We start from the raw sequence: 24,400 nt of genomic DNA on the forward strand, positions 1-24,400 counted from the left end.
CAGCACCCACGAACCCCCCGCCGGCCACCCACAGCAACACACGTCTCCAACCCACGGCAACAACGAACGGCCGCACGTAACCCACTGCGGCACAAGCCAATCCGGGACGACCCCACCCAGCACACGGCGGCGACCACGCCACCCAACATTTCCGCCTCCAATTGCCACCCCGCACCCGCCGATCGCATGTTAGCATCATAACATGCTAACATTTGCTGGCGACGGGCACTGACACCCACCCAGCCCCGTAGCCCCCAAACACCCACCCACACAAGGACATACACATGCCCACCACCTATCAGCAGCACGGCTGGTGCCAACGCTGCGGAAACCCCTACGCCGACCTACTCCAACCCAGCTGCGAATGCGCCGGAGAACCACCGATCGGCTACTACGACAACCCCCTCGACACCGCCTTCCGCACCCACGTCGACCGCGTCCTCGCACTGCGCTACAACCCCACCCCCAACCCCGCGCCCGATCCCCCCACCACCTACAGCGTCGGCCAGACCATCAGCGTCCACGGCTACATCTGGCGCGTGCACCGCCTCTTCACCACCACCGACGACAACAACCCCGCCCTGACACTCACCGACCCAGACAACCCCGACAACCACACCACCATCGAAGTCTCGAAACTCAGCCAAATCCTTACCCCCACAGCCGATCCCAAGCCATCCACACCGCGCCAACTCATCACCAGAGCACAAGCCGAACACCGAGCGGGCAGACCACTGACCGACCACGAAATCGACCAAATCGACACCGCAATCACAACCACCATCAACAACCTTCCCAACACCTGACCCCCCGCCTCCCACCCCTCCGACGACGACACGAAAACCGCACCACCCCAAAAGGACTCACCAATCGATGACCGCCACCGTCTCCAAATTGCCGCTGCCCGACCTCGCCCACATCCAAATCCGTACTGACGAAAGCTGAACGGACACATCACATGACCACCATTCACGATGCCAACGTCTTCACCGCCGCCGACTTCGACGCTCTCGACTGTGCCCGCACGCTGCTGCGCACTCTGGCCACCGCGATCGCCGACTCCGAGCCTGCCGACTATCTGATCCGCATCGCCGATCTTGCCGCCCAGGTCGCCCTCGCCGAACGCACCACAGCACCACCGGCACCGTTGACCACGGCAGCCCCCGAATCAGCCACACCATTGCAACTCATCACAAGAGCACAAGCCGAAAGCTGGGCGCGCAGACCACTGACCAACGAAGACATGGACCGACTCGACACCGCGATCCCGCACTCCAGCATCCCCGAAGCCATCGCAACGATCGTCGACGGCTTCGACAACACCTGATCCCGCCGATACAACCCCCACCGAGGAAATTGAAACCCGTTCCGCCCCAGAAGGACTCACCATGGGATCACCCGCCGCCAGCGTCTACTTCGGCTACGACCTCGGCCTCCTCCACGACGACGACCTGCCCGGCTGGTGGTTCGACGGTGAGAGCGACCGCGACGGCGACTGGGAGTTCGAGCTGGCAACCCGCCTCGGCTGGACATGGCGGGAACGACCAGACCGGCGATCTGGCCAATCCCAAAGCCAATACACCGACTCCCCCGCCTACCAGCGCTATCAGGCCAACCTCGCCCGCCGCGCCGCGCCGCTGGAGTCGCTGCCGGTCGAACTGGCCGACTACGGGTTCACCGAGAGCGAACCCGCCTGGGCTGTACGCGCAACAAAATCCGTGCGCAGCGTCAACGACGCCTACGAAACCCTCGCGCTCGAACCCCTCACCATCGACCCGGCATGGGCACAACACCTCACCACATTCATCGAACTGCTCGAGCTGCCCCATCCCGCCGCCGGACCTCGCTGGTACCTCAATTGCGCCTTCCACCCCTAACCCCCGACCCCCAGCGGCGACACCGGCGCCACCAACAACGTCAAGGACTCACCATGTCCCCCACCACCTGCACACCCACCACCACAACCAGCACACCCGACGCCTCAGCCCAGGTCAGCGTGGTCATCATCGGCCCCAACCTGCGCGGCGAGGACCACAAATTCCACGTCCATGCCACCGGCTGCCCCGAACTGAGCGCCCACCTCTACCGCCACCACCACCGCGACACCAAACGCCCATACCAGGTCGCCACCGCCCGCGAGGTCATCCTCACCACCTACGACCCCGCCGTGCTCGGCTACGACCCCGACACCGAATGGACCGACTACGTCAGCGAATTCAACTTCTTCCCCTGCGTGCACTGGCCCACCACCACCTGAGTTCACCGGATCTCGTCGGCACCCCCGCCAGCCCCATGAAGCCCAGCGGCCACACACCAATTACCAACTCCTTCAGGAGAATCGGCGTGACCGACACCGCACAACTCATTACCCCCGCTCCAACTCGAGCCGACGAGCCCGACCGGATCACCTCGACATCGGAGCCGTGGCTGACTGCCGTCCTCATCGAGCGCGACCTCACCCTGTGGATTCACACCGAGGAGCTATGGCGCGAGCTGGAATCCGCACTCGGCCTGCCCCGGTATCACCTCGGACGCTTCAAGGAATGGAACGCGCTCGGTCCCAAGCATCTGGACACCACCTGCGACCTCGACGCCGCCCAGACCTGGGCACGCGAGCGCGGCATCCCCCACACCGTCACCGCCAGCGTCCACTATCCCGGCACCACCGGCACCGTCGGCTCCGACGACCAGCTCACCGTCCCCCACCCCGGTACCACCGACAGCGTTGGGCCCGATCGCCCACTCAGCCTCCCCGAGTCCGCCGCCGGGATGCCGACCGGCCGGAAGGCGTGATCCGGTGAAGATCCTCGCGATCACCCTTGACGACAACGGGAAGCCCGCCACCCCCGTGCTCACTCGCATCGAAATGCAACTTATCGCCACCTTGATCGACCAACGCAGCCCCGCCGAAGTCGACGAAGTGCTGCCTGGCCACGGCCACGCCGTCCGCACCCTCTACGAGGGCCAACGCGAGATCTTCCCCCGCTATTGGGACAGCCTCTCCGACGCGATCGCTGCCTACGGCGAACCGTGAACAACTCACCACCACCCCCCGTACACGACGGCAGCAAATATCCACTCCACCAGAAGGATTGCTATGACCGACATCATCGATTCCGAGGCCGAATACGAGGCCGACGAAGCCGCATACGCCGACGCGTTCAGCGCCGCCCAACTCGCGGCGTTGCAGAACGGACACGCGATGGCCACCGAAGCCGCCGACCGGTTCCGGACGCTGTATCAGACCATCAACGACCTGCGTCTGCGCCGATTGACGGTCCCGCGACTGCCGCGTCTGGGCTACACCTTCGACAACGCCGCCGGTAGCTGGTTCCCCGGCGAGCGCTTCCCCGCCGAAGAGCTCGACCTGCCCTTCACCAGCACCGAGATCGCCCGACGCGTCGATGAACTGAAGGTGCTGGCCACCATCGCCCACACCACCGCCGCGATCCTGGCCGAACGCGCCCGCCAATACCAGCAGGCCATCCTCGACAGCCGCAGACGCTCCGCCCACGCAGAGCTCGCAGACGGCGTCACCACCCCCGACAACGACTGACCCGCCGGTGGGCCGGTCCCACACTGACCGGCCCACCGGCCCAACAGCACCGCGACCGAACGCCCGAAGTACCAAATGCCGCACAAGGACACGCGATGAACGACACCACCCAACCGCACAGCTGCCCACGCGCCCAGACACGACCGAGGCGGGTCTACCTGCTCGCCGCCCTCGTCGGCGCTACCGCCGCCGCCCTCCTTCTGGTCGTCCTGGTCTGGGTGGTCACCGGCGAGCCCATCCGCGCCGCGCTCGTGGCAATGACCGCCGCACCCACTGCCGCCCTCCTCACTACAGCCGCGCTGGTCGTGCCATCGCACCGCAACCGAGTTACACCTGCCCAGGCCGACCAGCACGCCGCAGACACCCACCCAGGCATCGACGAGTTCCCGTACTTCGCCGCCGATTTCGCCGCCGCCAAACAGCGCCGCGCTCAGCGTCGCCGACGCTGAGCCCCTACCACCCAAGGACGACTGCGCCCACGACCCCTCTCGTCCTCGCGGACAACACCCGCCGATCACGAAAGAAGCGCCCGTAATGAGTTGCGCCTACACCTATGATGCCCAGCTCCATTTCCCGCCTGCCACAGGCGATTACAACCCGCTACGCCACGCAGCGCAGTTGCTGGCCGACAACAACCTGCTTGACCGCTCCGACCTCGACAGCGACGAGCTTGCATTGGTCACAGCGATTGAAACAGCTCTGGCTAAAGCGATATCCGACAGCGAACATGACGACGGAGAGAACGACGGCGACGACGAGTTCTCTGGCCTAGACGGCGAGGACGAGGACGACTACTTCGTCGACCCCCACCCCGTTGGCGCCTGGCTTACTGCACAGGGCGACGGCGGGTTCGATCTGCATATCACCACCGAGCCGTTGTGGAGCCAACCCGAAGTATTCGGCCTGCTCGCCCAAACCGGCTGCTACGGAGTCATCGTCAGCCAAGGCGACGCCGAGCCCGGCGCGGAAATGCTGCAACCCCCCACCAGCCCTGCCCTGCTCAACCAGCGGCTCCACACCGCTCTCACCAACCACGACACCACCACCCTCAGCACTATCTGCCACGAACTCACCACCGCCGGAGCACCACTCCTGGCTCACCTGCTGCGCACCCATCCCGCCGTCCAACAACCCCACGCCCCCACCCCATAGCCGCTGTGCGCATGTTGCCGCCCCAGAGGCGGCAACATGCGGCCGCCGAACGACCTTGCTGCACAACACTTCACGACCGCTACAGGAATGGACTTACCGGCCATGAACCTTGCCGCGCACGTACCCGCCCACGCCCCGACCACCGCAACGATGGAACCCACGCCGGCCACGATCGACGGCATCGCCAGGGTGATGATGATTCAGATCCGCACCGATTTCACCGTCGGCAGGTTGCCCGAGACCGTGGCCAGCTTCACCGAGTTGCACGCCTACGTCGACGCCAATGACTACGCCGCTCGCAGCGTCGAGCGATACAGCCGCGAAACCGGCCGCGACTGGCTCGATTTCGTCAACGAAGTCACCGATATCGTCGACACCTGGCTGCGCGCCGGGCACCCCGCCGACATCGACCTGAGTACCCGCCGCACCGCCAGCTGCTGGCACGAATCCACCCTCATCCACCTCGGGCCTCACCACGAAACCTTGCCCCTGTGCGTCCAGCACGACCACTCCATCGCCATTACCCAACTCGCCACTGCCCCCGCCATGCTGCCGATCTCACCCGCCGGGGACCACACCAGCGGCCCCATCCCCCATCTCATGTACTAGCCCCCAATCCACCAGCACAGAACAACTCACACACGCTCCCCGGCCAACCTTCCCGCAACGCCGAAAGCGTCAGCCCTGGAAGAACTCTCATGCGGCTACCCACCAAAGCTCCCGGAATACCCCCGTGGACCCTCGACCACCAGCACTACCCGGACGACAACGAACAGCATTACCTGATACAGGTCGAGGACCGATGCTGCGGATATGCCATCACCGCAGACATGGTCGACGAGATTTGGATCTTCGAGCTCAGTGTTCACCCCGCGTACCGCGGCAGTGGCATGGCCACCACCCTGCTGCAAACGGTCCTGTCCCGCCATAGCGACCGCGCTGTCGGCCTGAGCTGCACGCCTTTTCAACCATCGCGCTGGCCACCAGCGGACGGGACATACCAAGGCATGAACCCCAGCGCCCTGGCCGACTGGTATCACCGCCACGGATTCCGCCGCGCACGTCACCGCCCCGAATACAACTGCATGGTCCGGTACCCGACCCAGCCAGCACAACAGCACAACTACTACGACACCCACGTCCCGCCGCGTAAATATCGCCAGCCCAGACCGGCCGCACTTCGCATTGAGTTGCATCCCTTCTCAACCACAGACACTGGCCGCCAGTAGGCGCCACGCACCAGTCCCAACCCTGGAAGGACCCCTATCATGACCACCCGCCCAGCGACCGCCGCAGTCCTCGCCGCGACCGCCACCGCTTTCGTTGTCCTCACCCCCGCGACCGCGACCGCCGCGCCCACCTGCACCGGCGGCAAGGACAACTTCTGCATCGAGATCACTGGCGGCAGAGAAGGGCGGCCGCGTGCCACATTCACCGGCGGCGGCATCAACCGCTGGAGCGTCTACTACACCATGCGAGACGCCACGGGAACCTTGGTAGGCGACGACACCTTCGCCATATACGGAACCGAAAGGACCTTCCACATCGACGGCAACAGCAACCATTACACCCTCAACGCCCGTGCTTGTGGCGGCATGCTTACCAAGGTCTGTAGCCACACCATCAGCACCAGCTGGAACCGCCCGTAACAGACGGCCCCGCTACGACGAGCGCCGGAAACTGTAGTGGCAGAACACACTTTCGAAGTTTGGTGTGGAGAAGTCCCGGCTCTAGCCCATGCGCGGTAGCGCAGAACCACAACCGGAACGGATACACAATGCGCGTGCGGCACACCGGCGGTGTGCCGCACGGCGCGACAGGCAGCAGCCCGATGCCACACTTCAACTCGCCCAGCAGTCTCGGATGCGGGGGCTATATCACGATCCCGACTCTGAAAGCGCAACCATGAGCAACCCAGCTCGGTTTTGTCGGCTCGCACAGTGCGACGACTGACCACGGCTCCTCGCCCGCGACCGGTACCAGTACAAAGCAGGCACGTGAACTTCTCCGGCCAATTCGAAAGTCGCCGTACCTATGACCTCGTTCACTCACTTGATCGACATGGACGCTGACGCTGCGATGCGCACAGTCAACGACCCAACCACCACCTATTTCTACGTGTTCCGCGGTGCCAGCGACGGCTTCGAGGAATACCTGCGCGCTGACTACACCGCCACCCACGCATCCCGGCATCCGGAATCCATCCCCGGCGAATTAGGAACCCGCCACCTTGCCGCCGACAAGGCCGCCGGCTGGCTCGGCCGCGGCGACAAATACGCGCTGATGTGGCGGGACCTCGATGATCTGGTAAGTGCTGCACTCGATCCGGGGACACAACTGCGGGAACCCGGCACCGACGCCAGCACGGTGGCGGGACGAAACCGCCTCCACGCCAGCTACCTCAGCGGACACCACAGCTGGCCACTGGACCCCACGAACCGCGCGCACCTCGGAGCGCTGCTGTTGGAGCGCAAAATGTTCGACCTTCTCGACGCCGAGAACCTTCCCATTGGCTACAACACCGAAGACGGCCCGCGATATCACGACGATCTCGATGTCACCGACCCTGACCTGACCGCCGCGATCGACCGCCGTGAGGCAAAGCTCGACGCCTACCTCGCCGAACACCGAGAACACCTTGCCACTCACCCCCACTGGCAAGGCCACTACATCACCACCTCCGACCCCTACAGCCTCGCCGCCGTAACACTCGCAGCACCAACCAGCACCGTACTCAGAACCAACGACGTCCCCGCACCTCTGGAATTGTCCGAGGCATCCTGCGATGCTACCGCCGACGCGGAACCACCGTTCTGACGACCGACAACCACTTCCGATGGCAGTACACGAGAGAAGATCACCCATGCCCGCCACTGCACCCCCGTCCATCCCGCCGCCCGCGCCGTGGGCGATCAAGGGCTACACCGTCTGGGTTCTGCACGGCACTCACGGCAAAGCCGCCCTGCGGGGCGGCGGCCCCGAGGAGACGACGATCAGTCACGTCACCAAGACACTTATCGTCCTGGACAACGGCGACCGCTTTCCAATCAAGAGCCGGGTGAACTGTGGTGAGGGTGTGGTCATCTTCGAGGTCAGACAGGATTTCCCGCACTACAAGCAGCTCGTGGGCGCTGACCACCCGAAAGCCCCCAACGAGATGCCTGCGGTGATCTATCGCCTCTGGGGAATCGGCGAGAACGGCCGCCGTGTATACACCGGAGGAGGAGCCGGTGTCGAAGCCGACATTCTCGAGTCGGTAGAACGCAAGAATGCCGAAGCAGTCGCCAAGGGCCTGCCGCCAACCTGGCGCGCCGAATTCGCTGTATGGAAGCCGCTGTCCACGGACCGCACCGGGAAACCGTAAGGGCCCCAGGCACAACTCGACCGACCTTGCGACAGCCACCTCATCGCGCGACACGGCGCTACAGAGGAAGCCCGCTGTCAGCCGGAGAGCCGATCAGTGCCATGGCGGTCGGCCCGGCTGCCGGTTTGACGGAGCAATAGGGGATTTCGTGGCTGCCCCCCGCGTCAACGAGGGGACAGCCTGAACGAAAACAGACTCCGGTGGGTGTCATAGGGATTGGAGCCCTCGCCCTTGGAGTCCCCGTTTTCCATCCATGCAGGATTGAGGTCTCTGCGGTGTCGAGCGTAGGTTCGACCCCCGCGCGCTGCCAAGGCCATGAACGGTAATGCCTACAGCAGGTGTGGAAGAATGGTTCTACCCGGGAGACGGGCAGACAGGCATGCAGCGAGTCTGTGCCGTGAAACCGTCGCACCGGCGCCAGGCGTTGTGTTGCCGTTGAGATCCACACCCCGGGTGCGGAACCCGGTCACGCTTCGGCTTGAGCATTCGTAGCATCAGCGGCCATGACCACCGGCCGAGACCCCTTGTATGTGGCTGAACGCTTGCATTCACGTGGCGTTGTCGGCCTGATGTCGAGTTTGGCGGTGCTGATCGCGGTGCTGGCAATCGGATTCGTCGCGTTGTCGTCTCCCCCTGAGGGGATCGTCGAACCGCGCTGCGACCATCGGGTCGGGGTGATCCATGAGCGAATACTGGGGCGGTCGGCGTGTGTGCTCAGCGGCCCGCCGACAGACTGCTGGGAAGGCCGGGCAATCCTGATTCCGATAGCTGATGATCTGCCCCCGGGTGATTAAGCCATGAGGTTCATCAACTGCGCGGCAGATGGCATCGGCGCCGCCGCGCCTGGCGGTCTGCGCGCAACTATCTGCGGCGCAGCAGTTCTCGCTGACCGTCCGACTCGACGAGCGTCGGCACCGGCGCCTACAGCGCCGAAACCGTTGCGGGCCGCAGTGTTCGCTGATCGGCGCGACAAGTGACCTCGCGATCGGGCAGGTGCACCTCCGATTCGGTCACCGCACCTCACGGCCCACGGAATTGGAGATCGTTCGTGAACTACACCCGCTCCCGCTCAGTTCCGGCTCCCCTCGACGCCGCAGCGCCCGCACCGGCATCCACGACGGAGCCCGGGGTCGACCACCATTCGGGCCACCGGCTGGTGCTTGCCTTGGCTTGCGGGGCAACGTTTTTGGGGTTTCTCGACATCGCTGTAGTCAATCTGGCGATGTCGGCGATCTCGACTCAATTCCCGGGCTCCGGACCCACCGTGACGTGGGTGGTGTCGGGGTATGCGATCACTTTCGCGGCGTGGCTGGCATCGGCTGGACGCCTGGCCGACGCGCTCGGGCACAAGCCGGTGCTGCTCGCGGGAGTGCTCGGGTTCGCTGTCACTTCCGGCGTGTGCGCGGTCGCACCGACCATTGGGGTACTTATCGCGGCGCGGGCATGTCAGGGCCTGGCAGGGGCATTGCTGTTGCCCGCGGCATTGGGTGCCTTGCTCGCCGCAACCCCGCCGGCGCGGCGTGCCGCATCAGTGGGTGCGTGGTCGGCGTCGGGTGCGTTGGCGACCGCGATCGGTCCCGCGGTGGGGGCGCTGGTCGTCGACGCGTGGGGCTGGCGGGCGATCTTCGTGATGAACATCCCGGTCTGCGCGGCGCTGGTGATCGCCACGGCCACGCTGCCGCGCACCGGTGCGGCCCGCCACGGGCTGCCCGATGTGGTGGGCGCGGTCGCGCTGACCGCTGGTGTCGGCGCTATTGTCGCGGTCGCGACCGAGGGGCGCGCATGGAACCCGCTGGCCGCGTGGACAGTTGCCGGGTTCGGGCTGATCGCAGTGGCGGTGGTGCTGTGGCGAAGTGCGGGCCACCCGCGCCCGGCGTTGGAAGTGCGGCTATGGCGCCAGCCCGAGTTCGCCGCCGCCACGATCGTGTCGTTCGTGCTGGGTGCGGGGATGTTCAATTTTTTGCTCTGGTCGCCTTTGCTGTTGACCGGGGTGTGGGGGCTGTCGCTGTTGAGCGCTGCTGGCTGTGTCGGTGCCGCCGGGCTGGTGGGCGCCGTCGCCGCCGCGATCACTGGCCGCTTCACCTGCCCGGGTAATGCCCGCTGGGTGTGCGCGGGCGCCATGGTGTCCATGGCGATGGGCCATGCGGTGCTGTCCAGTCCACTGTTTGGTTCTTCGCGCTCGTGGTTGGCGTGGGCGCTGGTGGCGGTGTTCCTCGGCGCGGGGATGCGGATCGGCATCACCGCGTTGTCGGTGGTCACCGCGAACGCGGCGGGGCCTGAACGGTTCTCCTCCGCGGTCGCGCTGAACATCGGCTCGCGGCAGCTCGGTGGCGCGATAGGTGTTTCTGTCTTGACCGGACTGTGCGCCAGCAGCGACTTCTTGCCAGGCTTTCATCAACTGTTCGCGATCATGACCGCTGCTACGCTGCTGGCCGCGGTAGTGGCGGCCACCTGGATGAGCCCACGCTCGCCGTATGGCCCGTCAGCGATCACGCGAAAGGACGCACCGTGAGCGACGTAGGGGAGATAGGACTCCTGATGCGGGTAGATCGCGCGGGAGCGCTCGGGATCGGCACGGCAGCAACAGAATTCGACTGGACCTGGACACTGTCTGACCTCGACGCGCTCATCGCAATGTTGGGCGGGAGGGAACCAGCGCCGCCGGCATCCGGGCAAGGATGGCTCGAATTGCGCACTGGCCTCGATGTCGAGCAGCCGGTGGCTCGGGTTTTCGGTATTGACGGACGTATCGACAGTGTCGCCGTGGCGGTCGCTGGTATCGCGGCGGGTCACGATGGTGGCTCGGATCGCGATAGTAGGCCTGCCCTGGCCGCGGCGTTCGATCAGCTGAGCATCGGCCTGTGGGCTCTGTGGCGCGAGCCCACAGGCATCGCGGTGTCGACGAAAGTTGGTGTCAGTTGGTCGTTTCCCAACGTCGTCGTCGGATTGGCTGTTGGTGAGCGCACCGTGGACCTGTGGTTGGTCGCTCCCGCCGAACACGAGCGTTTGGCTGCCACCGCGCGCAGTCGGGTCGATGAGTTCACCGCCTCGGCGGCATGGGTCAGCTACGAGGCCGCCATTCCCGTTCTGGTACAGGCAGTTCCGGGTGCTTGGTCGAAAACTGACCTGGGCAGTGTTTTCACGCAACTCGGGTGGTCAGCTCGCGAAGACGAGGTGCGCGGCACGTGGACCGCTCAGGCGGACCCTCTATCGTTGCGCGCCAGTCGCACTTCTGACCATCAGCGTCGCTTCGGCTACGGCGACTACGACAGCCTGCGGTTGTGCAGCCGTCTGCCTATGGAGGTGATCGACATCGCCTATGGCGCGGCGCTCGGTGCCTGTGTGCGGCTTCTTGATACTCCGTCGTTCGTTGGCGGGCCCGAAGCGGTGGCCACCTGGCGGCGGCGCGACACGACGCTGACGCTGTCCCGTGAGGTCAGCCACGGGCGAGGCTCAATGGTGGTCGAGCTCAAACCGACAGCCGCATCGGAGAACGAGGACGCCTATTACAGCGAGTGGGACCAGGAGTGGATTCCCGCCGAGTACTGGCGGATTCGGCCCAACCCGAACTCCTCCAGCGATCTGGAGGGCATGTGGTTTCCCGGTACACGTGCGGCAACCGACTGGGAGACCTTCGACAAGAATCTGTACACGCTGTTCATTTCCCTGGGCGTGGATCTGCCAGTGCTTGGCGAGTACGTTCCCTCGATCACGTGGGTGATCATGGCCGCGGGGGTCGACGGGTACGTCGCCCAGGGTTGGTTCTCCCCGACACAGATCTGCCTCGAGATCGTCGAAGACATCGGAGTCGTGTGTCGTGCCTATCCGCCAGGACGCGACAGTGCCGAGCAGGTCGCCGAGCTCACCCAGGCGGCGCTGCACGCTGCGGCCGACTCGCCCCAGGCGTTGCGGTATTACGCCTTCGCGCCGGCGCAGCTTTGGGACTTCCGGCTCGGCATTGCCGAGAGTCCCGACGAGCGGTAGTTCGCCACGTGTCTGGGCACTAACTCGTTCGGTGGGAGTCGGGCGAGGTGACCGCGGCCAGCCTGCAAGGCCGCTTCACCTGTGTGTGCGCCTACTCGTCGACGACTCACGGCCAACGTGCTGGGGGTGACGGACAGCAACGTCGGCCTTGCGTCATTCTCAGCGCCAACCGTCTTGGTCCCGAGGCAGTGGCCGCCCGCAGGGCAGCTCGCGACCTCGCTGCGGCGGTCATGAAAGAACGCGGGGACTACAGGTCAAGCCCCTCACCCGATGCGAGCTGCGCCATGCCGGTGATTGTCGGGCTCGAGTTGTCTTCCGGGACGTTCTGCCGTGCAGGTCGTCGCCGTAGTACGGCATCCGCGACCGGCGCTAACCACTCCGCCGGGCCCGGCCCGGCGGAGTGGTCGTCGAGCGGCAGCTCGGAGATGATCTGGACCTTCGACGGATCGAACACGACACACGAGTGATGCGCACTCATCGATCCTTCCCCGCCTTCGACCGCTAGGAGGCCATCGAATCCCTTGCCCTGCAGGTAGTTGGAAAATTCTGTGCCCGATCGGTGAGTGACTGCTCTGAGGTATCCGACCCGTACACCGCGTCCGCTGTCGATCTCCTCGATCATCTGCTGCATCCTCATCCAATACCACGGGCCATCCTCGCCCTTTTCGCGCTGCAAGAGGTCGTGCAGCACGGTGCGGAATTCGCCCATCACGATTTCTACCGTTGGTTGATCAGTCAGATCGACCAGGCGAGCGCGCTCGACGCGCACCTCATACAGCACTGGGGAGCCGGAGTGGCTGGCCCGGTGATAGGCGTATTCACGCGCGACGACCTCGGTGGCGAGGTAGACACCGGAACCGACCGTATCCTCTTCTGCCCGCTCCAGTTCCGTGATCCCCCGCGTCGCCGAACCATGAAACAGCCGCACGTCCTCAAGAAGAATCTCTGCTTCTTGTCCAGGCGAGCGATTCACGGCATCACCTTTCCGCTAGTATGGTTTGGAGGCGTGCACTTGAGGTTTCCGGCAATCACCTTGACCTGCTACTTCTTGAGAACTCTGCACAAGTGCAATCTGGGTGCAATCCTCGGTGAGACAAGTGCAACGCTAGTTGAGACTCGCCAAGCGAATCTATCCTCGTGACATATTCATGAATTTACTCATCGTCAGATTGTGCGCCAAGGTAATTGTGGCAGTTTCGCCGTTGCGATGTTTGCCCACTATGAGATCTGCTTCGCCTCCGCGAGGGTCGTCCTTATCGGATGAGTCGGGGCGATGCAGGAGGATCACCATATCCGCATCTTGTTCCAAACTGCCGCTTTCGCGCAAGTCAGAGACCATCGGCTTCTTGTCGGTTCGCTGTTCGGGTCCGCGGTTGAGTTGAGAAATAGCGACGACGGGAACCTCCAGTTCTTTGGCTAGCAGTTTGAGGTTCCGGGAGAAGTCCGAGACCTCTTGCTGCCGGGATTCGACCTTTTTACCCGAGGTCATCAACTGCAAGTAGTCCACGACGATGAGTTTTATGCCGTGTTGTTGTTGGAGTCGTCGGGATTTGGCGCGGATCTCCATCATCGTGAGGTTGGGTGAATCATCGACGAACAGTGGCGCCTCGTTGATCTCGGACATTCGACGCGCCATCTTGGTCCAGTCGTCGTCGCTCATCCGGCCGGTGCGTATGTCTTTGAGCTTGATCTTGGCTTCTGCTGAGAGCAGGCGCATCACTATTTCGGTGCGGCTCATCTCGAGGGAGAAGATGACACTGGGCAGGCCGTGTTTGATCGAGGCGTTGCGCAGGAAGTCCATGCCCAATGTCGAGTTGTGGGTCAGGACCTCGGACTCACTTGCCCGATACAGGTGGTCGGAGGCGGCGACTTGTACGCAGCGCACCGGCACGCTGGGTACCGCGCGGATCGCGGCGATCCGGTGCGCGGCAGGGCGGTGGCAGTCGGGTATCCGGTGAACGAGGCCCCCGTCGGGGCCTACGAGGACCGAGTGGGCGAGCTGGTCGGTGGTGCGCACCGCCAGATGCTGACCGTGCAGGGTGTCGATGGTCAGCCATTGATGCCCGGCGTCGGCGATGATGACCGCGCCGTTATCGAAGATCACCTCGTAGCAGGTGTGGCCGGTCATGACGTTGGTGACGTCGACGACGCGGGTCGGTTTGTCGTCTGAACCGATCAGGTGATCGCCTACCTGAACCTCCCCCATCGTTATCCAACTGCCTTGGGGCGTAGGTAATTTGGTGTCCAGGGCGAGTGCCTTGCCGACTCCAGGGCGGGCCGCGACGATGATCATTTGGCCGGGATGCAGGCCGTTGGTGAGCTCGTCGAGTTCGATGAACCCGGTCGGTACACCTTGTCCAACACCGTGGTTGCTGGCGATGGCGTCGATCTCGTCGAGTGTGGGTTGCAGCAGCTGCGAAAGCGGCAGGAAGTCCTCTGTGCCACCACGGCGGTCGGTCACGGCGTAGACCTCGGCTTGAGCGCGGTCGACGACCTCGGCGATATCCGCGCCGTCGGCGCCGGCGTAGCCGTATTGCACGATGCGCGTGCCCGCGGCGACCAGACGCCGAAGGATGGCCTTTTCGGCCACGATGTCGGCGTAGAACCCTGCGTTGGCTGCGGTGGGGACTGTTTGGGTGAGGGTGACCAGGTAGGGAGCTCCGCCGATTCGGGTGAGTTCGTTGATGCTGCCCAGGGCGGCGGCCACAGTGACCGGGTCGGCGGGTTCACCACGCGCGTACAGGCCCAGGATGGCGTCGTAGACTCTTTGATGTGCGGGGCGGTAGAAGTCCTCACCCCCCTCCAACGCCTCGATGACGTCGGCGATCGCGTCCTTGCTCAGCAGCATCGCCCCGAGCACTGATTGCTCGGCGGCCAGGTCGTGTGGCGGCTGCCGCCCGAAATCCTCACCCAGACCATCGGATTCGCTGGTGGATTGTCGATCACGTTGCGTGCGTACCGGACCAGACACCACCATCACTACATCCCCATCCCCGTCGCCTCATCGGCCGGGGACTCGACCGCCGTGGGGGCGGGTGCCGCTAGGCCGCTAGCTGTTGCGGGTGGCGTAATACCGCACGTGGTTGCTGCGGCCAGGCCGCCGTCGACCGGACTTGCGCCGGGCCTGTGAGCGGTTGCTGTGGATTCGGTTTTCGCGCCACGGATTTGACCGGAGGGGTCACCCGCGGCTGCTTCACCGTTGGCGTCAATACGTTGCAGTGCCAACTCTACGATGTTGCGGGAATCGAGGAGCTGGTCGTAGGCGGAATCGTCGATGATGGCTTGCCACGCCTGCTTCTGGTCGTGCATGAGGGCGACCGAGTCTGCCTCGGCGATCAACGCCACTACCCGTTCCAGTCGCAGCCACTCGGCCATTGACAACCCGCCACGTTCAGGTGAACGTGCCGACCGCAGGATCGGTGTGGCCGATTCGTGCACATCCGCACGCCAGCCGTGATCAGCGCCACCATAGACGCTCTCCTGTGTGTGGGCGTCGACGAGTAATTCACCTACCGCCGCCTCGAGCCCCGCGCGGTCCAGGAGCGGCTCGCCGGGGTCGATTCTGTCGACCCGCACCGCTTCCACACCCGGGCAGTCGGTGAACTCCCTGCCGTGCTCGGCGATCATGGGCCGCAACACAATCGGGGTGCGTCGCGCCTTATCGAGGGCGGTCATCTGGGCGAGATAGCGGTGATGGCGCGGATCCTGGGCTCGGGCGGTGCGCTGGTCGTGGCAGATGGCGAAGAACTCGGGGTCGGTGACCGCGCGCCAAGGATGCTCACGTTTGGTTCCGACCAAGTCCCCGGTCGCCAAGACAGCGAAAACCCAGTGAGCGCGCGCGTGTTCACCAGCACTCAAGCCGACCGAGGGCCGGGGGTAGCGCAGCGTGGCCGCGAGCCGTTTTACCAGTACCAAAAATCGCCGCTCCCACAGCCCTTCGGTGAGCATCGCATCCGGCCCGGCCGCGATGTGGCTGTCCAACGCGATGAACGCTGACGCCACGGCGTTGCGATGGTTCAGGGCCAGCTCCGGGTCGGCATCGATGCGCGGGCGCCATAGGGTCGGATCATCAGGGAACGACCCCTCCGGGGATTGGTGCCAGCCGACATCATCGGTGCGAGCAGCCCAGGTGTCGAACAGCTCGCCGAACAGGACACGTTCGGCGACCAGCGCCGCGTCCCCGCCGTTGAGCACGTCTCCCACGATCTGTCGCGCACGCCCGCGCTCGCCCGGGTCAGCCAGCACCCTGGCATCGAGCGCGGTGAGGATGTTGGTGGCGAGCACGCGCGCATCCTCAGGCACGGCGGTGGTGTCCTCGGCGTGCTGCCGGGCGATGCTCGCCCGCGCACCGAGCTCGTACAGGGCTTCGATGAGTTGTGCTCGCGTGGAAAGGATTTCGTTGTGCGCTGTGGTGTTGACAGTGTCGATTGTGTTGTCAGGCATGAGATTCCTCATCAATGACGGAGCAGGCGGTGTGGCGGGCCTGCCCCGGGCTGGCGACTACATCAGCGGGGATAGATCAGGTGGGGCGCTCGGCGGACTCGGCTGTGGTCCTGTCGACGGTGGGGTGTTCAGCTGTCGCGGTGTGTCTCGGGCGGGTTTGACGGCAACGACAGCCGCGATTCCGGCGGCGAACCCTGTTGCCGTACCGGTGTTTTCGGCTGCGCTTTGCAAGTGGTTGGCCCGCTGTGCGAGTTTGGCGAGGACGGTGGTGAGCTCGGCATTGGCCGTCGGGCACGTCTGCTCGAGGGTGGCGCGCACCCGCTGTCGAGATGGGTCCCTGATCAACGCCTCGACCAGCCCATCGGCGTAGTCGTCCCACGCCGCGGCGGAGGAGTCGTCCTGGCGCCACAACTCGGCTTCCTCCGCCGGAGTTGGGTGCTGCTCATCGAGGTCGTTCTCGTCGATGGCGTCGTGGTACTCCGCGCGGGGTGCAGCCGGGGAGTGGTGGTCGAATGGGTCGTGCCAGCGATGGAAGACCGGGCCGTTGAGCCCGGCAGCCTCACGCTGGCGGATCAGCTCGGCGGTGTTGCGATCCTCGAGCCACAGGTCATATGCGCGTTGATCAGTGATCGCGGTCCACACGATCCCCGGATGGCGGGGCAGGGTGGCCGGTTCGAGGGCGACGGCTGAGGCGACGAGCCGCTCCAGGCGCAACACATCGGTCAGGCTCAGCCCGCCCCGCCCGCGATCGCGGGCGGTGAACAGGATCGGTTCGGCCATCTCCTGCACCGCGTACCGGAAGCCATCCCACGTCTCGTGCGGCCGTGGCCCCTTCCCTGCACGGACCACAAGCTCGGTCACCGCTGCCTGCATCCGCTGCGGAGTGCCTATCAGCGGGTAGGTGGCGTCGTCGTTGAGGTAACGGAGCGGTGTGAGGCCCGGCGCATCGGTGAACATGTAGTTGTGCACCAGGGCGCGTTCCTCGAACGGCATGGCGCATACCCGTGCTAGCTCGGCGACCATCGCGGCATAGCGTTGCGTGGGCAGGTTCCCGAATGCGGCGGTGCGCTCTGCGTGCCAGACGGCGTAGAAGTCTGGATCGATGACCGCCTTCCACGCTTCGCTGTCGTCGGCACAGATGTACTGCATGTGCACCAGAGCCGCGAAAATCCGTTCGGCGCGGGCGATTTCACCGACAGCGAGCAGCGGGTTCGTAGAGCTGCGATAGCGCAGGGTGGCCGCGATCTGCGAACACAGCACTTCGAAATGCGCGCGCCACGCCTGAGGCCCGTACTCGGCGGGATCGGTGCGGCCGGTGTGCACGGCCAATGCGGTGAATGCCGCTTCCAGTGCAGCACGAGTCGGCAGTGCGCGCGCCGCGCTGGTCTCGACGCGCACCCGCCGCAATGTCGGCTCGTCGGCGAAGGTGCGCGGCGGGGTGTGCCGCCACTCGTCCGGGTGCCGGTCCGGCGAGGGCGATGAGGTGATGTCGGTCCAGGCTTTGCAGAGCTCGGCGTTGGTGATCCGTTCGGCGGCGAGCTCTGTGTCACCCCCTTCCAGGATCGAGGTCATCACCTCGATGATGCGCCTGGCTTCCGCGGCGTCGGATAGCACGCCGGAATGGGCCGCGCCCAAGATGTACCAGGCCAGCGGCGCGGTGTCGGCTGGAACGACGGTGGCGTCGCGGCTGGTCCGCCGAGCCAGGCCCACCCGGTCGGCGTACTCGTAGGCCGCCTCGATCACCTGCGCCCGGATAGACAATGTCGCGGTCGTGCCAGTGGTGGCGATTGTGGTGTCGGACATAGAGTTTTCTCCCCACATGAGTCGATGAGCTCCCGCTCACGGTCAGACCGCCTCGGAGGCGCTGGCGGCGGGTGGTGGTGCTGGGATGGAGGCAGGGCACGACCGCTGGAAGTCGCACATCCCGCATGCCGCCGATGGGTTCGCGGTGAATACCCCAGTCGCGATCGCTCGGGTGATCTGTGCGGCCAACGCGGACACGGTGGCTTGGAAGTCGGCCAGTTCACCTTCGTCGGGGGTGTAGGTGATGGTGCGGCCCGAACCCGGATACAGCAGCCGCACCCACGACGGCGCTACTCCCCGGGAGCGCCACCAGATCAGTGCGTAGAACTTCAACTGCCACACCGCCGCCGACTGTTCATCCGGGGTCTGGGGCGCGGTGCCGGTCTTGTAGTCGATGACTCCGACGGTGTCACCGCCGAGGTTGTCGATACGATCGGCGATCCCGGTCAAGGCCAACTCTTGCCCGAGGCGGGCGTAGAGACGCTTCTCCCGTCCCGCCACCGTCACCAGCGCCGGGTCCTCCAACTCGAAGTACGCATCCACCAGAGCGTGGACACCGATCAGTAGGTCATCGACCACGCTCGGATCGGCGCGGATTTCGTCCTCGGCAACGCCGAGGTCGGGGTCCGCGGTGATGTGCTCCCACACCGGTGTGACGAGCGCGGCGGCCGTTGCGCGGGTGCGCTGGGCCGGCGCGACCGCGAACAACTCTTCGAGCACCTTGTGCACCACGATTCCGCGCAAGGCCGCCACCGAGCGCGGTGCACGAATTTTGTCGAGCGCGATGAACCGGTACTTCAGCTCACACGCTGCGAAATCAGCGGCTCGCGACGGGGACAACCGCAGCATCGGTGGCCGGGTGCTTCTGGGTGTCTTGTTTACGAAATCGGCTGCCGCGACCGCCCGCACAGGGGTGGGGATTGTGGCGGTGATTGTGGGCATGGCGGGACTCCTCAGCTCGCCCCAGCCGCTCAAACCGTATCCCCGCACATCAGCGATTCGGTCCGCTGTTCACACAGGCGGTCGGTCCTTTCCTGCGGCGAGGCCGAGTCCACGGGCAGCAGTCCCTCATGGAGCATCCGCCTGCGCAATTGCTCGGAGTCGGTGACGTGGGAGTGGACTTCGGCCACCGCTGCTTGGACTTGTGCCAACGCCCTGTGCACCGCGTCTTCGCCCAGTGAGACGCAGGGCGGGGTGCGGCGCAGCGAGAGGGTGTCGGTGTCGGTCCATCCCAGAATCTGCTGGACCGGCAACAGCAATTCGAACTCCAGGCGCTGACGTGTATCGAGGCGGTCGAGGACCGTGGTCACTGTGGCCCGGACCCGTGCCAATCCGGCCTCCACCGACAACAGTTCCTGCGGCCTGCTGGTGGTGTGAGTGAACCGCCATCGCGCCAATTGGGTGTAGGTCAGCTTCTGAGCGTCGAGGTAAGCGATCGCTGTCGCCAAACCTGCTGCGCTGGCGCAACTGTCGGGTCGAGCGGTCAACAGGATCGTGCCGTCGGGCCCGCTGTCCAACCGGTCCCGTGGGAGTCCGACCGCTCGTTCCATTCCCCGACGTTGGGTGTCGCTGATGTGCTCCACCGTCACGACGTGGTCGATGAGTTCGCCGCCTCGCGCACGGTCGCCGATAGCGCAGAAGTCGTTGTCGTTCAACGGTTCTCGGTGGTCGCAGGAGTCGCAGGAAAGTTCTGTGCCGGTATCGGTCTCGACTTGGACCAGTTCCGTTGCTCCGCAGGGGCATCGCGGTCCGGTCTCGATGCGCATCACCGTCTACCTCCGGTCGCGGTCTGCGTGTGGCTGTGTTCCGGGCCGCCGCCAACCCTGTTGAATGTTCGCATGTTATGATGCTAGCATGATCGCAGTCGGTTGAGGCGGCTCGAAACCTCACCACCGAACACCCGAGCGGGAAGGCAACGACGCCTCGGAGCAGGGCAAAGACGCCCGCACCCCCGGAGCGGGCAAAGACGCCCGCACCCCCTCACCCGGCTTCACCACCCGCACGCCGAGATCGGAGATCTGCCGTGACCGTCACCAACCCCGCCCCCGCTGCACCCACTGAACGAGTGCGGCTGCCTCGCGGGAAATCCAAGCGCTGGTATCGCAAGGTCGCACGCAGGCGCAAAGCGGCGCGCATTGTCATTGCCCTGCATGACGCGGGCATCTACACCCCCAGCCGAGCCCACGACCGGCGCATTGTCGCCACTGCGATCAAAGCCGACATCAAAGAGCCCTCCGAAACGACCTGCGAGCTCGTCCGGAACATGCTGCGCGCCTGAGCCGCTCGCCACCGGCCGCCCCCCGGCGGCAACCAGACTGCGGTGACGTGGGACGCGCACAACCTTCCACGTCACCGCACACCACCACTTCACGACCGCGATCCGCTCCCGTTGTCGCGCAACGCAATACGCCAGTTACAGCACGCGAGACCGCGATGCGCGCCAAGACCCGCGACGGCACCTCCCCCCGCCATGTCGTCGTGAGGGGCGGCGGCGCGAGGGATCAGTCCCCCGCTCTCTCGCGCCGCAATGCCCACCGCAGCCATTTGGCCTGGCACACAACCGATATCGCTATCTCAAGGAGCACTGCATGATCGCTTTCATCGCCGCCAGCGCCGTCGCCGCGACCCTCACCGTCGGCGTCATCGCCACTGCCTACACCACCGACCGCCGCCCCGCCCGCGCCCGGATCGGCATTGATCCGCGAGCGCGTCGGCGCTGAAAACACCACCTAGCAACACCCCACCCCCACTTCCTGGAGACCCGTGATGTGTGCCCGATCCGCGACCATGATCGCCACTCTCGTCACTGCCGCACTGGTGCTTCCCGGCCACGCCGCCGCCCAGCCCTCCAGCGATGACCTCACGCACTGCACCGGCAACGCCAAAGAGCAAGTATGCCTTCACGTGTGGTCCGAGAAGGGCACCGCCAGAGCACAGCCGTCGGGGCCGTGGGACTTCTTCACCGTCGACTCCACCGACGCTGAAGGAGCCATCCGCAGAGAAACCGCCGACACCGAACGCGTCAGCGCCGAACCTCACATCCGCGTTGTCATCCTGGGCCGCTCGCGCGCCTACACCGTCAGCGCCCGCGGCACCACCCAGACCTGGTTCGGGCTCTCCTCGAGGCACAGCGTCAAGATCACCGTCACCTTCGTCAACCGTTGACCCCGAACTTTGCCCATGGCCACGACGATCGTCACGGTGACGTTTCCTTCCCGGAGGCCCGGTACGCCACGGCACAGGCACCCCGCTTTGTAATCGGCCGCCACCCACGCCAGCGGTACCCGGACCGGCCGCAATCGCGTCCAACATTGATACCGGTGAACTACCGGCGTCCCCGCTTCGAGCTCCCATTCACCGAAAGAGCCCTGCCCTGATGATCTCGATCCACCTTTGTGCTCTCGCGTCCAAGGGCGCGGCCACCGCCGTCGCTGGCGCGCAGGCCCTGTACCGCCGCACCAGCCTGCCCGCGCGTCGCCAGCGTGCGGCTCTAAACGCCTGTGAGCGTGCCGAATACGACATTCTGCTCGCGGAGATCGCTGCCGCTGGCACCCACGCTACGCGCGAGGCCGCCAGCCGCCGCGCGCTGGCGCGCGCCAAGTACTCTCCCGCACTGTTGCCTGACGCGCCCCGGCGGCTCGAAGACTTCGACGTCGCCGGTCTCCTCGCCGCCCTCGTTCACGCCCGAATCAACCGCGATCACGCCCTGACCGTGCCCGCCGAGCAGCGCGACTACACCGACGCAGCCACCTGGAATGACCAGGTCGCGGCCCTCACAGCCGAAGTCGAGCGCCGCTACCAGGACCACGAGCACACCAGCGGACTTCACCCGCTGGATCGGGCGCGCCTCGCCCACGCCGTGACCTGCTACGGCAGCGCGGCGGCCACACTGCTGCCGCCGTTGCTGTCTCTACCCCTGCACCTGGCACACCTGCCCGAAAACATCGCCGAAGACCTCGCCGGAATCGTGCGGTGGGGACTGAACACCGAAGCAGACGACTACCACGACAACCCCTACCCCGAACACCTGTTCCGGACTCTGCACCGCGTCCGCACGTGGCTGCTCGCCAACGCCCGCGCCGATACCGGTGACCTCGCCGCCTTGCGCGACCCCACCGCCTACCGCGACCTCACCGCACCCAGCCAAGAGCGTGGGTGGACTGGCGAGTTCGACGAGCCGCCGTTCTAACTCTCAGGCGTACAACAACGTTCGATCGAGAAGGTCGCACGCTGCTAGTCGACGCCACCGATATCCGCTTCTGAATTCCGTTGCCGCATAACACGCTTCACTGAAACGAGGACCCAGCCCGTGACCACTGACACAACCACCGACACCGATACCGGTCAGCTCGCACAGCTGCTGACCTTGGCCGAAGAATGCGACCTGGATAACGCCGACTTCTACGAAGTCGTGCATGACCTCGCCAGTGACCACGCCTCCGAGGTCAACAACGACGGGCTCGGCGCGCAATTGCAGTACATGCAGACCGCTCACGGCACCGAGACCGCCGAGCAGATCGTCCGCACCGTCGCTGTGGCAAAGCTCGACACCCTCCTCGGCCAGCTCAGCAGCGCCTGTGCCGACCTGTGCTCGCACCTGCCGCATCCCCTCCCCGGTGCCGCGAGTTGGCGCGAGGCTTGCACCAGCTTCGAAGGCGCGCTGGCCGGAATGTATCGCATTCTTAGCGCCCTCGATGAGCCCGACTTGCGCGCACTGACGCTGGGGTTTTTGAACAGCTTTACCCCCGCCCGCCTCGAGGAGGGCTACCGCGAACGCGCCGACCTGGCCGCGATCATCACCAAGCAGCAAGCCGTGCTGGCCGCCGCCGGTGCCGCCACACCCGCGATCCTGGTCGACCCCCGCCCCACCGATCCCGATCCGTATCCGGTCCTGTATTTCGACCTGCCCGCCGACAACGACGGATTCGGAATCCTCGGTCAGGACCGGCAGATCACCATCCACGTCCACCCCGACGATCTGCCCAAATTCGATCACGTCCAGCGCGTCAGCGCAGATGACCCCGCCGCTCCGGCCTGGGACAAGACGGGCAAATCCGGCTACCGCCACCGCATCCGGATCTACACCACCACCCCGGTCACCGGCTCCGACCCGACCGAACCCGCCGCCGCTGCTCACTGAAGCCGACCCCGCCACCACCGCACCATCTCCGAAAGAACCAGCACATGTATTCGCTCACCTCCGCCGCCACCGTCGAACCCCACCACCAGCTCCGAATGTGTGATCGCACCGGCCTTCCTGGTCTCGATCGAATACCTGACCCGGCCGCGTTGGTGACCCCGGCATGACCACAACCGACCCGCGAGATCTGCGCACCGAACTCATCACCGAGCTCACCGCATACATCGCCATCGCCACCGCCCTGCGCGACGCCCTGAAGACCGCCGATGCGACCGCATGCGGCACCACCGCCGCTGCATTCCACGCCCACACCGCCGGCCTGCTCCGCGCCGCCCACCTCGGCACCACCGAAGGCCATCACAGCCCCGCCGCCAGCCCGCGGCGGCGTCCCCCCACCCGCAAACGAGGCCGCCACAACCCACGTCGACAACGCGACGGACAAGCGCCCGACAGCACCCCACGAGGACACGACGATGCCTGAGCCCACCGTCCCCGAGGGCCTGTTCTGTCCTGCACCGCACGAGGATTCCCGGACGCTGCGCGCCGTCGCAGTCGGCGACCACACCAGCCAAGCACCACGGATCGTCGTCGAGCAGAACCAGCCTGACGAAGTTGACGCCACCCACCACCCCGCGCGTCACCGCCCCCTCGCGAGCCTCACTACATCAGCACATCCCGGCGACGTGCGCGAGATCGCAGGCTGCGTCGCCGAAGAGCGGTGGCGGACACCGTGACCGACAGTGACGCGCACAACCCTGACATCGCCTGGTGGAACCAGCCACTGACAACCCCGCTGGCACAAGCCATCCGTGAATGGCTCACTAGCCCTGTAGACGGCTCACCACAAGCACCGTTCCCCCTCACCACCGCCGTCGGCTCCTGGGTCCGCATCAAAGACCTCATCTCGTTCCTCCGGGAACACGAAACCCAGCCAAGGCCCACGCAGCTCACACCTGGT

30 protein-coding genes are annotated in these 24,400 nt (G+C 65.4%); 24 read left to right on the forward strand and 6 right to left on the reverse strand.

The genetic code is table 11. From position 1 onward, the window contains the following. The first annotated feature begins 284 nt into the window (after positions 1 to 284). The 17 genes from IBX18_RS39035 to IBX18_RS39115 all read left to right on the forward strand — a co-directional run bounded on the left by IBX18_RS39035 (position 285) and on the right by IBX18_RS39115 (position 12,056). Positions 285 to 806 (forward strand): hypothetical protein, encoded by a 522-nt coding sequence (locus IBX18_RS39035; RefSeq protein ID WP_194838438.1) that lies wholly within the window; start codon positions 285 to 287, stop codon positions 804 to 806. A gap of 152 nt (positions 807 to 958) precedes the next feature. Next, positions 959 to 1,327: a hypothetical protein gene (locus IBX18_RS39040; RefSeq protein ID WP_194838622.1), complete on the forward strand. Its 369-nt coding sequence runs from the start codon at positions 959 to 961 to the stop codon at positions 1,325 to 1,327. Positions 1,328 to 1,388: 61 nt separating this feature from the next. After that, positions 1,389 to 1,877 carry a hypothetical protein gene (locus IBX18_RS39045; protein WP_194838439.1) on the forward strand — a complete coding sequence of 163 codons (489 nt, stop codon included), beginning with the start codon at positions 1,389 to 1,391 and terminating at the stop codon, positions 1,875 to 1,877. Between the two features lie 53 nt (positions 1,878 to 1,930). After that, entirely contained in the window at positions 1,931 to 2,257 is a 327-nt protein-coding gene (locus IBX18_RS39050) for a hypothetical protein (protein WP_194838440.1), read from the forward strand. Positions 2,258 to 2,343: 86 nt separating this feature from the next. Further along, a complete protein-coding gene (locus tag IBX18_RS39055) occupies positions 2,344 to 2,793 on the forward strand; it encodes a hypothetical protein (RefSeq protein ID WP_194838441.1) in 450 nt (149 codons plus the stop codon). A gap of 4 nt (positions 2,794 to 2,797) precedes the next feature. After that, positions 2,798 to 3,034: a hypothetical protein gene (locus IBX18_RS39060; RefSeq protein WP_194838442.1), complete on the forward strand. Its 237-nt coding sequence runs from the start codon at positions 2,798 to 2,800 to the stop codon at positions 3,032 to 3,034. A 63-nt stretch (positions 3,035 to 3,097) separates the two neighbouring features. Beyond that, on the forward strand, positions 3,098 to 3,556 hold the full coding sequence (locus tag IBX18_RS39065; RefSeq protein WP_194838443.1) for a hypothetical protein: 459 nt from the start codon (positions 3,098 to 3,100) through the stop codon (positions 3,554 to 3,556). Positions 3,557 to 3,651: 95 nt separating this feature from the next. After that, positions 3,652 to 4,005, forward strand: a complete 354-nt coding sequence (locus IBX18_RS39070) for a hypothetical protein (protein WP_194838444.1) — start codon at positions 3,652 to 3,654, stop codon at positions 4,003 to 4,005. 85 nt (positions 4,006 to 4,090) lie between these two features. Beyond that, positions 4,091 to 4,708, forward strand: coding sequence for a hypothetical protein (locus IBX18_RS39075; protein ID WP_194838445.1), 618 nt, complete (start codon positions 4,091 to 4,093; stop codon positions 4,706 to 4,708). A gap of 87 nt (positions 4,709 to 4,795) precedes the next feature. Next, on the forward strand, positions 4,796 to 5,317 hold the full coding sequence (locus IBX18_RS39080; RefSeq protein ID WP_194838446.1) for a hypothetical protein: 522 nt from the start codon (positions 4,796 to 4,798) through the stop codon (positions 5,315 to 5,317). Between the two features lie 89 nt (positions 5,318 to 5,406). Further along, positions 5,407 to 5,937 carry an N-acetyltransferase gene (locus IBX18_RS39085; RefSeq protein ID WP_194838447.1) on the forward strand — a complete coding sequence of 177 codons (531 nt, stop codon included), beginning with the start codon at positions 5,407 to 5,409 and terminating at the stop codon, positions 5,935 to 5,937. A 39-nt stretch (positions 5,938 to 5,976) separates the two neighbouring features. Then, entirely contained in the window at positions 5,977 to 6,357 is a 381-nt protein-coding gene (locus tag IBX18_RS39090) for a hypothetical protein (RefSeq protein ID WP_194838448.1), read from the forward strand. Between the two features lie 385 nt (positions 6,358 to 6,742). Beyond that, on the forward strand, positions 6,743 to 7,525 hold the full coding sequence (locus IBX18_RS39095) for a hypothetical protein (protein WP_228542500.1): 783 nt from the start codon (positions 6,743 to 6,745) through the stop codon (positions 7,523 to 7,525). Between the two features lie 46 nt (positions 7,526 to 7,571). Beyond that, positions 7,572 to 8,072, forward strand: a complete 501-nt coding sequence (locus IBX18_RS39100) for a hypothetical protein (RefSeq protein ID WP_194838450.1) — start codon at positions 7,572 to 7,574, stop codon at positions 8,070 to 8,072. A gap of 503 nt (positions 8,073 to 8,575) precedes the next feature. Then, positions 8,576 to 8,866, forward strand: a complete 291-nt coding sequence (locus IBX18_RS39105) for a hypothetical protein (protein WP_194838451.1) — start codon at positions 8,576 to 8,578, stop codon at positions 8,864 to 8,866. A 254-nt stretch (positions 8,867 to 9,120) separates the two neighbouring features. Next, complete coding sequence (locus IBX18_RS39110) at positions 9,121 to 10,584, forward strand: MFS transporter (RefSeq protein WP_194838452.1); 1,464 nt, start codon at positions 9,121 to 9,123, stop codon at positions 10,582 to 10,584. Positions 10,585 to 10,610: 26 nt separating this feature from the next. After that, entirely contained in the window at positions 10,611 to 12,056 is a 1,446-nt protein-coding gene (locus tag IBX18_RS39115; RefSeq protein WP_194838453.1) for a DUF6301 family protein, read from the forward strand. A gap of 247 nt (positions 12,057 to 12,303) precedes the next feature. On the opposite strand, the gene IBX18_RS39120 is transcribed toward IBX18_RS39115, so the two are convergent. The 6 genes from IBX18_RS39120 to IBX18_RS39145 all read right to left on the reverse strand — a co-directional run bounded on the left by IBX18_RS39120 (position 12,304) and on the right by IBX18_RS39145 (position 19,957). Then, entirely contained in the window at positions 12,304 to 13,029 is a 726-nt protein-coding gene (locus IBX18_RS39120; protein WP_194838454.1) for a hypothetical protein, read from the reverse strand. Between the two features lie 156 nt (positions 13,030 to 13,185). Continuing rightward, complete coding sequence (gene dnaB / locus IBX18_RS39125) at positions 13,186 to 14,970, reverse strand: replicative DNA helicase (protein WP_373889272.1); 1,785 nt, start codon at positions 14,968 to 14,970, stop codon at positions 13,186 to 13,188. A 65-nt stretch (positions 14,971 to 15,035) separates the two neighbouring features. Next, a complete protein-coding gene (locus IBX18_RS39130) occupies positions 15,036 to 16,499 on the reverse strand; it encodes a hypothetical protein (RefSeq protein ID WP_194838456.1) in 1,464 nt (487 codons plus the stop codon). 57 nt (positions 16,500 to 16,556) lie between these two features. Continuing rightward, positions 16,557 to 18,302, reverse strand: coding sequence for a hypothetical protein (locus IBX18_RS39135; RefSeq protein ID WP_194838457.1), 1,746 nt, complete (start codon positions 18,300 to 18,302; stop codon positions 16,557 to 16,559). Between the two features lie 42 nt (positions 18,303 to 18,344). Continuing rightward, a complete protein-coding gene (locus IBX18_RS39140) occupies positions 18,345 to 19,244 on the reverse strand; it encodes a PD-(D/E)XK nuclease family protein (RefSeq protein ID WP_194838458.1) in 900 nt (299 codons plus the stop codon). A 29-nt stretch (positions 19,245 to 19,273) separates the two neighbouring features. Continuing rightward, entirely contained in the window at positions 19,274 to 19,957 is a 684-nt protein-coding gene (locus tag IBX18_RS39145) for a hypothetical protein (RefSeq protein WP_194838459.1), read from the reverse strand. A 368-nt stretch (positions 19,958 to 20,325) separates the two neighbouring features. Between IBX18_RS39145 and IBX18_RS39150 the strand changes: the two genes are divergently transcribed. From IBX18_RS39150 to IBX18_RS39175, 7 genes are all read left to right on the forward strand, one after another. After that, the gene (locus IBX18_RS39150) at positions 20,326 to 20,580 is read left to right on the forward strand and encodes a hypothetical protein (protein WP_194838460.1); all 255 of its coding nucleotides are present in this window, start codon (positions 20,326 to 20,328) and stop codon (positions 20,578 to 20,580) included. Between the two features lie 310 nt (positions 20,581 to 20,890). After that, complete coding sequence (locus IBX18_RS42945) at positions 20,891 to 21,022, forward strand: hypothetical protein (protein WP_255528290.1); 132 nt, start codon at positions 20,891 to 20,893, stop codon at positions 21,020 to 21,022. A 46-nt stretch (positions 21,023 to 21,068) separates the two neighbouring features. After that, positions 21,069 to 21,467: a hypothetical protein gene (locus tag IBX18_RS39155; protein WP_194838461.1), complete on the forward strand. Its 399-nt coding sequence runs from the start codon at positions 21,069 to 21,071 to the stop codon at positions 21,465 to 21,467. A 211-nt stretch (positions 21,468 to 21,678) separates the two neighbouring features. Beyond that, entirely contained in the window at positions 21,679 to 22,491 is an 813-nt protein-coding gene (locus IBX18_RS39160) for a hypothetical protein (RefSeq protein ID WP_194838462.1), read from the forward strand. Positions 22,492 to 22,611: 120 nt separating this feature from the next. Continuing rightward, positions 22,612 to 23,442 (forward strand): hypothetical protein, encoded by an 831-nt coding sequence (locus IBX18_RS39165; protein ID WP_194838463.1) that lies wholly within the window; start codon positions 22,612 to 22,614, stop codon positions 23,440 to 23,442. Positions 23,443 to 23,605: 163 nt separating this feature from the next. After that, positions 23,606 to 23,923, forward strand: a complete 318-nt coding sequence (locus IBX18_RS39170) for a hypothetical protein (RefSeq protein WP_194838464.1) — start codon at positions 23,606 to 23,608, stop codon at positions 23,921 to 23,923. Next, positions 23,916 to 24,176: a hypothetical protein gene (locus IBX18_RS39175; protein ID WP_194838465.1), complete on the forward strand. Its 261-nt coding sequence runs from the start codon at positions 23,916 to 23,918 to the stop codon at positions 24,174 to 24,176. Before IBX18_RS39170 ends, IBX18_RS39175 begins: the two co-directional genes overlap by 8 nt. Positions 24,177 to 24,400 lie beyond the last annotated feature (224 nt).

This window comes from Nocardia sp. XZ_19_369 (assembly GCF_015355715.1).
GTDB lineage: Bacteria > Actinomycetota > Actinomycetes > Mycobacteriales > Mycobacteriaceae > Nocardia.